Source organism: Pseudomonas sp. URMO17WK12:I6, from assembly GCF_003253625.1.
Lineage (GTDB): Bacteria > Pseudomonadota > Gammaproteobacteria > Pseudomonadales > Pseudomonadaceae > Aquipseudomonas.
In genome coordinates this window covers 227,560-239,064 of sequence record NZ_QKYZ01000011.1, presented here as the reverse complement: position 1 = coordinate 239,064, position 11,505 = coordinate 227,560, and the positions used below count along the sequence as shown (strand labels likewise).

The 11,505-nt window shown below is 61.1% G+C and carries 9 protein-coding genes and 2 riboswitches; of the genes, 4 read left to right on the top strand and 5 right to left on the bottom strand.

Features of this window, described 5'->3' with window-relative positions:
- A partial coding sequence (locus tag F475_RS20740; protein ID WP_146602946.1) for a transposase occupies window positions 1–257 on the top strand: 257 nt, incomplete at its 5' end.
- 41 nt (window positions 258–298) lie between these two features.
- Here F475_RS20740 and metH read toward each other — a convergent pair.
- Window positions 299–4,009: a methionine synthase gene (metH, locus tag F475_RS20735; RefSeq protein ID WP_018927643.1), complete on the bottom strand. Its 3,711-nt coding sequence runs from the start codon at window positions 4,007–4,009 to the stop codon at window positions 299–301.
- Between the two features lie 155 nt (window positions 4,010–4,164).
- Here metH and F475_RS20730 point away from each other — a divergent pair, with 155 nt between their 5' ends.
- Both F475_RS20730 and nfuA read left to right on the top strand, forming a co-directional pair.
- On the top strand, window positions 4,165–6,450 hold the full coding sequence (locus tag F475_RS20730) for a fatty acid cis/trans isomerase (protein ID WP_111454626.1): 2,286 nt from the start codon (window positions 4,165–4,167) through the stop codon (window positions 6,448–6,450).
- A gap of 84 nt (window positions 6,451–6,534) precedes the next feature.
- Window positions 6,535–7,119, top strand: a complete 585-nt coding sequence (nfuA, locus tag F475_RS20725; RefSeq protein WP_007946504.1) for a Fe-S biogenesis protein NfuA — start codon at window positions 6,535–6,537, stop codon at window positions 7,117–7,119.
- 204 nt (window positions 7,120–7,323) lie between these two features.
- On the opposite strand, the gene cobM is transcribed toward nfuA, so the two are convergent.
- From cobM to F475_RS20700, 4 genes are all read right to left on the bottom strand, one after another.
- On the bottom strand, window positions 7,324–8,070 hold the full coding sequence (gene cobM / locus F475_RS20715; protein ID WP_064617085.1) for a precorrin-4 C(11)-methyltransferase: 747 nt from the start codon (window positions 8,068–8,070) through the stop codon (window positions 7,324–7,326).
- A gap of 82 nt (window positions 8,071–8,152) precedes the next feature.
- Window positions 8,153–8,566: a cobalamin biosynthesis protein gene (locus tag F475_RS20710; protein ID WP_064617086.1), complete on the bottom strand. Its 414-nt coding sequence runs from the start codon at window positions 8,564–8,566 to the stop codon at window positions 8,153–8,155.
- Window positions 8,563–9,267, bottom strand: a complete 705-nt coding sequence (locus tag F475_RS20705; RefSeq protein ID WP_111454625.1) for a CbtA family protein — start codon at window positions 9,265–9,267, stop codon at window positions 8,563–8,565. Before F475_RS20705 ends, F475_RS20710 begins: the two co-directional genes overlap by 4 nt.
- 11 nt (window positions 9,268–9,278) lie before the next feature.
- Window positions 9,279–9,515 (bottom strand): CbtB domain-containing protein, encoded by a 237-nt coding sequence (locus tag F475_RS20700; protein ID WP_111454624.1) that lies wholly within the window; start codon window positions 9,513–9,515, stop codon window positions 9,279–9,281.
- A gap of 121 nt (window positions 9,516–9,636) precedes the next feature.
- A riboswitch (cobalamin riboswitch) is annotated at window positions 9,637–9,865 on the bottom strand.
- A 256-nt stretch (window positions 9,866–10,121) separates the two neighbouring features.
- Window positions 10,122–10,335, top strand: a riboswitch (cobalamin riboswitch).
- A 101-nt stretch (window positions 10,336–10,436) separates the two neighbouring features.
- Here F475_RS20700 and cobW point away from each other — a divergent pair.
- Entirely contained in the window at window positions 10,437–11,504 is a 1,068-nt protein-coding gene (cobW, locus tag F475_RS20695; protein ID WP_026286539.1) for a cobalamin biosynthesis protein CobW, read from the top strand.
- Window position 11,505: the final 1 nt, after the last annotated feature.

Here is an 11,505-nt window from a genome sequence, read left to right as displayed (position 1 = left end):
ATTTACGGGTTTCACAGTCGGGACAGAAGGACGGTCGTCGCAGTCTGACAAAACGAGGTGATCCGGAGGCGCGCCGACTTTTGCACAATGCAGCCATGTCGGCCAGCCGAACAGCAGCCTGGAAAGGTTTTTATGAAGAGCAACGAGCTAAAGGGTTCAGCACCACTCAGGCACTGGTGATTCTGGCCCGTAAACTTGCTCGGGTCGTATTCGCGCTACTGAAGGGGCAGAGCGAATACCAGCCGAAAGCAAGTTGAGGGTTTCCCCTCAACCATAGAATCTCCCACAGGGGAAGGGGTTAGTTGTCGTAACCCAGGTTAGGCGCCAGCCAGCGCTCGGTCACGCTCAACTCCTGGCCTTTGCGCGAGGTGTAGCTCTGCACCTGATCCTTGTCGATCTTGCCCACGGCGAAATACTGCGCCTGTGGGTGAGCGAAGTACCAGCCGCTGACCGCCGCCGCCGGGAACATCGCGTAGTGCTCGGTGAGGAATACGCCGCTGCGGCCGGCCTTGAGCTCTTCCGCTTCCGGGTCCAGCAGCTTGAACAGCGTGGCTTTCTCGGTGTGATCCGGGCACGCCGGGTAGCCCGGAGCAGGGCGGATGCCGGTGTATTGCTCTTTGATCAGCGCCTCGTTGTCCAGCGTCTCGTCCTTGGCGTAGCCCCAGTAGTCTTTACGCACTTGCTGGTGCAGCCACTCGGCGCACGCCTCGGCCAGACGGTCGGCCAACGCCTTGACCATGATCGAGTTGTAGTCGTCGCCCGCTTCCTGATAGGCCTTGGCCACTTCTTCGGCGCCAATCCCGGCGGTGGTGATGAAACCACCCACGTAGTCGGTCACGCCGCTGTCCTTCGGCGCGACGAAGTCGGCCAGGGAGAAGTTCGGCTTTCCGTCGGTCTTGATGATCTGCTGGCGCAAGTGATGCAGCTTGGCCAATGGCTTGCCGTCGTCGCCATAGACTTCGATGTCATCGTCGCGCACCTGGTTGGCCGGCCAGAAACCGAACACGGCACGGGCGCTGATCAGTTTCTCGTCGATCAACTTGGCAAGCATTTCCTGGGCATCGGCGTACAGCGCGGTAGCGGCTTCACCGACCACTTCATCCTGCAGGATGCGCGGGAACTTGCCGGCCAGGTCCCAGGAGATGAAGAACGGTGTCCAGTCGATGTATTCGGCCAAAACCTTCAGGTCGATGTTGTCCAGCACCTTGGCGCCGGTGAACGTCGGTTTGACCGGCTCATAGTTGGCCCAGTCGAACTGCGGTTTCTTGGCAATGGCCGCCGGGTAGCTCAGGCGCTCGGTGCGGGCGCTGCGGTTGGCGGTGCGCTCGCGAACGTCGATGTATTCCAGGCGGGTCTTCTCGACGAAGCCGGCCTTCAATTCCTTGGACAGCAACTGCGTCGCCACGCCCACGGCGCGGGAGGCGTCGGTGACGTAGATCACCGCGTCGTTGCTGTACTTGGGCTCGATCTTCACCGCCGTGTGCGCTTTGGAAGTGGTCGCGCCACCGATCATCAGCGGCAGATAGAAGTCCTGACGCTGCATTTCGCGGGCCACGTGAACCATTTCGTCCAGCGAAGGCGTGATCAGGCCGGACAGACCGATGATGTCGCATTTCTCGTCTTTGGCGACCTGCAGGATCTTCTCCGCCGGCACCATCACGCCGAGGTCAACGATGTCGTAGCCATTACAGCCCAGCACCACGCCGACAATGTTCTTGCCGATGTCGTGCACGTCGCCCTTGACCGTGGCCATGAGGATCTTGCCCTTGGCTTCCGGCTTGTCGCCTTTTTCCAGTTCGATGAACGGGATCAGGTGGGCCACGGCCTGCTTCATCACGCGGGCGGACTTCACCACTTGCGGCAGGAACATTTTGCCGGCGCCGAACAGGTCGCCGACGATGTTCATGCCGGCCATCAACGGGCCTTCGATGACTTCGATCGGGCGCGCGAACGACAACCGCGATTCTTCAGTATCTTCAACAATGTGCGTGGTGATGCCCTTGACCAGCGCATGCTCCAGACGCTTGTTGACGTCCCAGTTGCGCCACTCTTCGGTCTCGGCTTCCTTGACGCTGCCGTCGCCCTTGTACTTGTCGGCGATGGCGAGGAGGGCGTCGGTGCCTTCCGGAGTACGGTTGAGGATCACGTCTTCAACGGCGTCGCGCAACTCCACCGGGATCTGGTCGTAGATCTCCAGTTGGCCGGCGTTGACGATGCCCATGGTCAGGCCGTTGCGGATTGCATACAGCAGGAACACCGAGTGAATCGCCTCGCGCACCGGATTGTTGCCACGGAACGAGAACGACACGTTGGACACGCCGCCGGAGCTCAGGGCGTAGGGCAGTTCGTCACGGATGTAGGCACAGGCGTTGATGAAGTCCACAGCGTAGTTGTTGTGTTCTTCGATACCGGTGGCCACGGCGAAGATGTTCGGGTCGAAGATGATGTCTTCCGGCGGGAAGCCGACTTCGTTGACCAGAATGTCGTAGGAGCGTTTGCAGATTTCTTTCTTGCGCGCTTCGGTGTCGGCCTGGCCGGCTTCATCGAAGGCCATCACCACCACCGCGGCGCCGTAGCGTTTGCACAGTTTGGCGTGATGAATGAACTGCTCGACACCTTCCTTCATGCTGATGGAGTTGACGATGCCCTTGCCCTGAATGCACTTGAGGCCGGCTTCGATCACTTCCCACTTGGAGGAGTCGATCATGATCGGGACGCGGGAGATGTCCGGTTCGCCGGCAATCAGATTGAGGAAGGTCACCATGGCCTTCTTCGAATCGAGCATCCCTTCATCCATGTTGATGTCGATCACTTGGGCGCCGGCTTCGACCTGCTGCAGGGCGACTTCCAGGGCCTCGGTGTAGTTGTCTTCACGGATCAGGCGGGCGAACTTGGCGGAACCGGTGATGTTGGTCCGTTCGCCGACGTTGACGAACAACGAGCTGCGATCGATGGTGAACGGTTCCAGGCCCGACAAGCGGCAGGCCTTGGGGATGTCCGGAATTTCACGCGGGGCGTAACCGGCGACCGCTTTGGCGATGGCTTCGATGTGGCCCGGTGTGGTGCCGCAGCAGCCGCCGACGATGTTGAGGAAGCCACTTTGGGCGAACTCTTCGATGACCTTGGCGGTTTGGGCCGGCAGTTCGTCGTACTCGCCGAACTCGTTCGGCAGGCCGGCGTTCGGGTGCGCCGACACGTGGGTGCTGGCCTTGTTCGACAGCTCTTCAAGGTACGGACGCAATTCACGGGCGCCGAGGGCGCAGTTCAGGCCGACGGAAATCGGCTTGGCGTGGGCCACGGAGTTCCAGAACGCTTCGGTGGTCTGGCCGGAGAGGGTGCGGCCAGAGGCATCGGTGATGGTGCCGGAAATCATGATCGGCAGCTCGACGCCCAGCTCTTCGTAAACCCCTTGCACGGCGAAGATCGCCGCTTTGGCGTTGAGGGTGTCGAAAATGGTTTCGATCAGGATCAGGTCGGCGCCGCCTTCGATCAGGCCTTTGGTGGCCTCGGTGTAGTTCTCCACCAGTTCATCGAAGGTCACGTTGCGGTAGCCGGGGTTGTTCACGTCGGGCGACAGCGAGCAGGTACGACTTGTAGGACCGAGCACGCCGGCGACGAAACGCGGCTTGTCCGGGGTTTCCAGGGTCTTGGCGTCCGCCACCTTGCGCGCCAGGCGTGCGCCTTCTACGTTGAGTTCGTACGCCAGGCCTTGCATGCCGTAGTCGGCTTGGGACACCTGAGTGGCGTTGAAGGTGTTGGTTTCCAGAATGTCGGCGCCGGCATCCAGGTAGGCTTTTTCAATAGAGCCAATCACATCCGGGCGGGTCAGCACCAACAGGTCGTTGTTACCTTTGACATCGCTCGGCCAGTCGGCGAAGCGTTTGCCACGGTAATCCTGTTCCTCGAGCTTGTAGCTCTGGATCATTGTCCCCATGCCGCCGTCGAGAATCAGGATGCGCTCTTTGAGGGCGTGCTTGAGAGCTTGAAGGCGAACGCTGCGATCGGACATTTGGACTACTCGGTAAGGCCATGACGAAGGGCCGGGATAATAACAAACCTGTGTGCTTTTGGAGCATATGCCGGTTTTGCATGAATATCGTTCATGTTGGTGCGCGGGTCGGACCGGTAGAATCGCGGCGTTTTCTCATGATCAGGACCAGGGATATGTCGTATCGCGTCGTCACCAGCCTATTGATGCTGTTTTTAAGCGGGGGCGCCGCTGCGCAAGGTCCGGACATTTCCTACGTTCGCGACATTCAACCGATCTTCACCGAAAAGTGCGTGGCCTGCCATGCCTGCTACGACTCCGCCTGTCAGCTCAACCTGGGCAGTGGCGAAGGGGCGTCCCGAGGTGCGACGAAGGCGCCGGTCTATGACGGCGAACGGAGCAAGGCCGCCGCGCCGACCCGGTTGTTTTATGACGCCTTCGGCAAGCGTGCCTGGCAGCAAAAGGGCTTCTATTCGGTGCTCGACGCCCAAGGCAGTCAGGCGGCGCTGATGGCGCGGATGCTTGAGCTGGGGCACAAAACCCCGTTGCAACCCAACGCCAAACTGCCGGAAGACATCGTCCTGGGCCTGAACCGGGAAAACCAGTGCGCCATGCCGGCAGAGTTCAGCGATTACGCCAACTCTCATCCGAAAGAGGGCATGCCGCTAGCGGTCACCGGTCTGACCGATCAGCAATACCAGACGCTGCAGCGCTGGCTGGCCTCCGGCGCGCCGATCGATCAGCAGGGCCTGGTGCCCAGCGCCAGGGAAGCCTTGGAAGTGGTGCAGTGGGAAAACCTGCTCAATGCGCCGGGCGCCCGGGAGAGCCTGGTCGGGCGCTGGCTGTTCGAGCACTGGTTCTTGGCCCATATCTATTTCAAGGACGGCGAGCCGGGGCATTTCTTTCAGTGGGTACGTTCGCGCACGCCGACGGGGCAGCCCATCGACCTGATCAACACCCGCCGTCCGAATGATGATCCGGGCACTCAGGTCTATTACCGTCTGTGGCCGGTGCAAGGCGTGATCGTGCACAAGACCCACATCACCTACCCGCTGAGCGCGGCGAAGATGGCGCGGATCAAGAGCCTGTTTTACAACGGTAACTGGCAGGTCAACGCGTTACCGGGCTACGGGCCGGAGCGGCGGGCCAATCCGTTTGCCACGTTCGAAGCGATCCCGGCCCAGGCGCGTTACCAGTTCATGCTCGATAACGCCGAATACTTCGTGCGTACCTTTATTCGCGGCCCGGTCTGCCGGGGCCAGATCGCCACCGACGTGATTCGCGACAACTTCTGGGCACTGTTCCAGGCCCCGGAACATGACCTTTACATCACCGACCCGAAATATCGCGGCAAGGCTACGCCGTTGCTGGCGATGCCGGGGCAGAACGATGATGTCGGCAGTGTCCTGAGCCTGTGGCACGACTACCGCAACAAACGCAACGAATACGAAGCCCTGCGCCGGGACAGCTATGCCGACTTGCCGGCGCCGAGCTGGTCGACCCTGTGGGCCGGCAATGACAACGCACTGCTGAGTATCTTTCGGCATTTCGACAGCGCCTCGGTGACCAAGGGCCTGATCGGCGATGTGCCGCAGACGATGTGGCTGTTCGATTATCCATTGCTGGAACGCACGTATTACCAGTTGGCGGTCAACTTCGATGTGTTCGGCAACGTGTCCCATCAGGCCCAGACCCGGCTGTACTTCGACTTGATCCGCAACGGCGCCGAGCAGAACTTCCTGCGCCTGATGCCGGCCAGCTCACGGGATGGCTATCTCGACGATTGGTACCAGAACAGCGGCAAGTTCAAGATGTGGCTGGATTACGAGGACATCGACAACGACAAGCCGACGGCGCTGACGCTGGACGAAAACGACCCGAAACGCGATTTCGCCTTGCAGTTGCTGTCCCGTTACGGCGAACTCAATGCCAGGCCTGATCCGATCAACCGTTGCGACGGCGCTTACTGCTCGCGGCCGAACATCGATCCGGCGTTGCAGAACGCCGAGCAGGCCCTGAGCCGCCTGACGTCGCGCCCGGCCGCCGGTTTGAAAGTCATCGATCAGTTGCCGGAAGCCACGATGTTGCGCATCGAGACCCCAAGCGGCAAGCGCGAGGTCTACAGCCTGCTGCGTAACCGCGCCCACAGCAACGTGGCGTTCCTGCTCGGGGAGTCGCTGCGTTATCAGCCGGGGCTCGACACGTTGACGATCTATCCGGGTGTTCTGAGCAGCTACCCGAACTTCATGTTCAACATTCCGGCCGGGCAAGTGCCGGCGTTTGTCGACGAGATGGAAAACGCCAAAGACGCCGCCAGTTTCGAAAAAATCGTCGAACGCTGGGGCATTCGTCGCAGTCATCCGCAATTCTGGCGGTATTTCCATGATCTGAGCCGGTACATCCACGACACCGACCCGGTGGAAGAGGGCGTGCTGGACATGAATCGCTACGAGAATCTGTGATGACCGCTTTCCCGACAAAAATACTAGGACTTTGTGCGGCGCGTCGATTGGCGTAAACTGCGTCCAAGCCTGCGAGGAGTTTCCATGACCGCTATTACCATTACCGACGCCGCCCATGATTACCTGGCCGATCTGCTCTCCAAGCAGAACACCCCGGGTATCGGCATCCGCGTCTTTATCACCCAGCCTGGCACCCAGTACGCCGAAACCTGCATTGCCTACTGCAAGCCGGGCGAAGAAAAACCTGAAGATACCGCGCTGGGGCTCAAAAGCTTCACCGCCTATATCGACTCGTTCAGCGAAGCGTTTCTGGACGATGCGGTAGTCGACTACGCCACCGACCGCATGGGCGGCCAACTGACCATCAAGGCGCCAAACGCCAAAGTCCCGATGGTCAACGCCGACAGCCCGGTCAACGAGCGCATCAACTATTACCTGCAAACCGAGATCAACCCGGGGCTGGCCAGCCACGGCGGTCAGGTCAGCCTGATCGATGTGGTCGAAGACGGCATCGCCGTGCTGAAGTTCGGCGGCGGTTGCCAGGGCTGCGGCCAGGCAGACGTCACCCTGAAGGAAGGCATCGAGCGCACCTTGCTCGAGCGTATTCCCGAGCTCAAGGGTGTACGTGACGTGACTGACCACACGCAGAAAGAAAACGCCTACTACTAAGGTGTTCGCTGCGACATAAAAAAACGGTGCCCGTGAGCACCGTTTTTTTATGGATGATCGATAACCTGTGGCGAGGGAGCTTGCTCCCGCTCGACTGCGAAGCAGTCGCAATCCAGCCGATGCATTTTCCCGTGATGAATGCGTTGGCTGATTTTGGGACCGCTGCGCGGTCCAGCGGGAGCAAGCTCCCTCGCCACAAGTGCTTCAGGGTCTGTATAGGTGCGCATGCCCCGCGCGATACAGCGACGATTCACTGAAGTGATCGCTGCCCAGCACTCGACCCACCAGAATCAGCGCCGTTCGGCGAAAACCCTTGGCTTGTACCTTCTGCGCAATGTCCGCAAGCGTTCCCACCACCCAATCCTGATCCGGCCAGGTCGCCCGGTGAATCACCGCGATCGGGCAGTCGGCGCCGTAGTGCGGCAGCAATTGGGCAAGGATCTTCTCTAGATGATTGACCCCCAGGTGGATCGCCATGGTCGCCCCGTGTTGCGCCAGGCTGCCCAGTTCTTCGCCAGCGGGCATGGCGGTCTTGTCGGCGTAACGGGTCAGAATCACGCTCTGTGACACGTCCGGCAGGGTCAGTTCGGCCCCCAAAAGGGCCGCGCAGGCGGCGGTGGCGGTGACGCCGGGAATGATTTCGAAAGGGATGTCGAGTTCACGCAAGTAGCGAATCTGCTCGCCGATCGCGCCGTACAGACTCGGGTCGCCGGAATGCACCCGGGCCACGTCCTGGCCGTTGGCGTGGGCGGTCTTGATCAGCTCGACGATCTGTTCCAGATGCAGTTCGGCGCTGTTGACCACCTGTTCGGCCCGGTGGCCTTCCAGCACGGCGGCGGGGACCAGGGAGCCGGCATATATGATGACCGGGCAGCTACGAATCAGCCGCTGGCCTTTGACGGTGATCAGTTCCGGGTCGCCGGGGCCGGCGCCAATGAAGTAGACGGTCATCGTCGTTTCCTGTCAGAAATAGGGCCTGGGCATGCTTCAGATGAAGAATGCTCATGATCGAAGGCGGGGATTATCGGGGATTTTACGCGGCGCTGGCCAATGCCAAGGTGGCCTGGGCGTATTTTTGTCGTGGAATCAGCAACTTTGCCGGTGCCTGGGCCAATTGTTCGGCCAGGGCCAACGCAGCGCTTTCCGCCACGCCGTAGCAACCGGTGCGTTCAAACGCGATGTCCGAGTGGTGGCTCAGTTGTGCTTGATAGGTCGCCAATTGTTCGCTGCTGAAGTACATCAGCGGCAATGCCAGCTGTTCGGCCAGTTCGATCAGGCCAGGTTCATCGCGCTTGAGGTCGATGCTGGCCAGGGCCTTGATCTCACGAAGCTCGATTTGATGGGCCTGTAACGCCTGATCGAGCAGCGCCCGCAGCGTACTGACGGGGCAACCGCGCTGGCAGCCCAGGCCGACCACCAGGGTCGGCACTGTGCCGTTTTCAGTCATGCGCTGTAATGGCCATCGCTTTTGCGGCGGAACAACCAGGCGCTGATCAGGCCCAGGGCCAGCCAGAACGCCACGTTGGTCAACTGCGAAGCGATTTTGAATTGCGCTTCCAGGGCTTCCGGCGCCAGCATCGAATGGACTTCCGGTTGTGGTGCGCCAATCACATGCGGCACGGCCAGGATCGCCACGCCGAGAACTTTCATCAGCCAGTGACGGCTGAACACGATCAACGCGATGCCGACGGCCGTGGACGCGGCAGTGCCGATCCACCAGATTTGCCGTTGCGCCAGATCTGCCGCGGCAGTGCCCGGCAGCTCAGGCGGCAGGCCGAGAGTCGGAGCCAGTACGAACGTCGCATAACCGGCCAGGCCCCAGAGCAGGCCCTGAGAGGTTTTGGTCGGTGCGCGCAGGGTGTAAAGACCGGCGAGCATCAGGGCGAAACCGACGGCTACCACCAGGTTGCCGCCGGTAGTAGACAGCACGCGCTGCCAGCCGTCTTCCGGTTCCCAGGCTTCGGCATCGTGGGTATGAGCGACTGCGCCCGCGGCGTGCTCGTGGATTTCAACAGCTGCCGGCTCGGATTTTTCGTAGGTCTCGGCCTGCAAAATCAGCGGGGAGACCCAGAAGCTTTGCAGCAGGGTCAATAGCAGGGCGGCCAGCAGCCCGGTGAAACCTGCGGTTTGCGCAATACGCTTGATCATCTCAGCAGGTCTCAATGGCACGGAAAGGCGGAGCTGTGACGGGTATCGTGCGCGGCGTTGTGCACCGCTTCGATGTGCGAGAAACCGGCGAAATACACAAGGCTGGCGCCAAGGATCGACGCACACACGGCGGCGGTCAGGCGTTGAGTCAGGGTCGTGGTGGTGCTGGCGATGCTCTTGTCGGTGTTGCTGGCGGTGCTGGCGATGCTCTTGTCGGTGTTGCTGGCGGTGCTGCTGATGATCGTCATGGCGCTTCCCTCTGGTCTGTCAGCGGGTGAATAGAGCGCATGAAAATCTCCGCACGCCAAGGGCTCGCAGAGATTTCGAACAGCGCCCGCCCACCGCGGGTTTGTTATTCAGTGAACGTAAAAGTCACTTTGTGTTGCGGGCCGGTCTCCGGGCTCGCGAGGGGCTGGGCTTGCGCCTGGACCTGCAAGCATCACCTTCCCATGCCATATGACCGGCACAGTGGATCTGACGCTTCACTCGCTTACCGTTGCGGGGGCAGCACCGGACTGACATGGCTTTAGAGTAAAGCACATGATTCACCGGTTTCCCGTTTCACCCTGTGAAGGGCACCCGTAACAAGGCGTGTAGGAGAGCATGGGCGAGGGCGGGGAGTCAATTGGCAGGGGTTCTCACTAACACCCAATACCTGTGGCGAGGGGGCTTGGTCCCGCTCGAGCGCATAGCGGTCGCATCGGATTCATGCGGTCTGTCTGTAAGATTTGCAGTGCATGGTTTCACGACTGCTTCGCAGCCGAACGGGAGCAAGCTCCCTCGCCACAGGCAAGCCCCCTCGCCACAGGTGATCGCATTCGCCGACAAGACATTGACCCGCCCCCACACGATGCGTAGCCTTGCGCTTTCGAGGTTCTTCGGCGTCTGTCGAAGCTAAGAAGGGAACGCGGTCGATGCCGCGGCTGCCCCCGCAACTGTGAACGGTGATGTTCGCTGCCACGCCACTGCAAACCCTGTGCAACGGGTTCGCGGGAAGGCGCAGCGAATGCCGGGCCAACGCCCGGCGCACCGTCAGCCAGGAGACCTGCCTCGACACAGATTCTCACTTTCAACCGGGCGGGGTGATCCGGTGGCGAACTCTTCAGGCACGCGTGCCCGCGTTGCCGGTTGTCGTCCCGTATGCCCGCCACCTTGCCAAAGGGCATCCGATGAAAACACTGGCCAAACTCCCCGTCACCATCGTTACCGGCTTCCTCGGTTCGGGCAAAACCACCTTGCTGCGGCACATGCTCGACAACGCCCAGGGCCGTCGCATCGCGGTGATCGTCAACGAGTTCGGCGAGCTGGGCATCGACGGCGAGATCCTCAAGCAGTGCTCAATCGGCTGCACCGAAGAAGAGGCCAGCGGCCGCGTCTACGAGTTGGCCAACGGCTGCCTGTGCTGCACCGTTCAGGAGGAATTCTTCCCGGTGATGCGCGAGTTGGTTGCTCGCCGCGGCGACCTCGACCACATCCTCATCGAAACCTCGGGCCTGGCCCTGCCAAAGCCTTTGGTTCAAGCCTTCCAGTGGCCGGAAATCCGCAGCGCCTGCACCGTTGACGCGGTGATCACCGTGGTCGACAGCCCGGCCGTCGCTGCCGGCACTTTCGCTGCATTCCCGGATCAAGTGGACGCCCAGCGCAAACTCGACCCGAACCTGGACCACGAATCGCCGCTGCACGAACTGTTCGCCGACCAACTGGCCAGCGCCGACCTGGTGATTCTCAACAAGGCCGACCTGATCAGCGCCGCAGACCTTGCCCGCGTGCGCCTGGAAGTCGCCGAAGAGCTGCCACCGGCGGTGAAAGTCATCGAAGCCAGCAGCGGTCGCTTGCCGCTGGACGTGCTGATCGGCCTCGGCGCCGGTTCCGAAGAACACATCGACAGCCGCCACAGCCATCACGATCATCACCATGAAGGTGAAGACGACCACGATCACGACCATGACGCGTTCGACTCCATCTCGATCGAGCTGCCACAAGCCGACGAAAGCCTGCTGATGGACGCGCTGACGCAACTGGTGGTGCAGCACGGTATTCTGCGGGTCAAGGGTTTCGCGGCGGTGCCGAACAAGCCGATGCGCCTGCTGATTCAGGGCGTGGGCACGCGTTTCGACAAGCACTTCGACCGTCAGTGGGGCGCCGAGGAAGCGCGCACCACCCGTCTGGTGTTGATCGGTCAGGCGCTGGACGCCGTTCAACTCGAAGCGCAATTGCGCGCTGCGCTCAGCGTTTAAC

Coding starts and splice junctions, on each gene's coding strand:
- metH (WP_018927643.1), bottom strand. CDS start 4,009: ATGTCCGATCGCAGCGTTCGCCTTCAAGCTCTCAAGCACGCCCTCAAA.
- F475_RS20730 (WP_111454626.1), top strand. CDS start 4,165: ATGTCGTATCGCGTCGTCACCAGCCTATTGATGCTGTTTTTAAGCGGG.
- nfuA (WP_007946504.1), top strand. CDS start 6,535: ATGACCGCTATTACCATTACCGACGCCGCCCATGATTACCTGGCCGAT.
- cobM (WP_064617085.1), bottom strand. CDS start 8,070: ATGACCGTCTACTTCATTGGCGCCGGCCCCGGCGACCCGGAACTGATC.
- F475_RS20710 (WP_064617086.1), bottom strand. CDS start 8,566: ATGACTGAAAACGGCACAGTGCCGACCCTGGTGGTCGGCCTGGGCTGC.
- F475_RS20705 (WP_111454625.1), bottom strand. CDS start 9,267: ATGATCAAGCGTATTGCGCAAACCGCAGGTTTCACCGGGCTGCTGGCC.
- F475_RS20700 (WP_111454624.1), bottom strand. CDS start 9,515: ATGACGATCATCAGCAGCACCGCCAGCAACACCGACAAGAGCATCGCC.
- cobW (WP_026286539.1), top strand. CDS start 10,437: ATGAAAACACTGGCCAAACTCCCCGTCACCATCGTTACCGGCTTCCTC.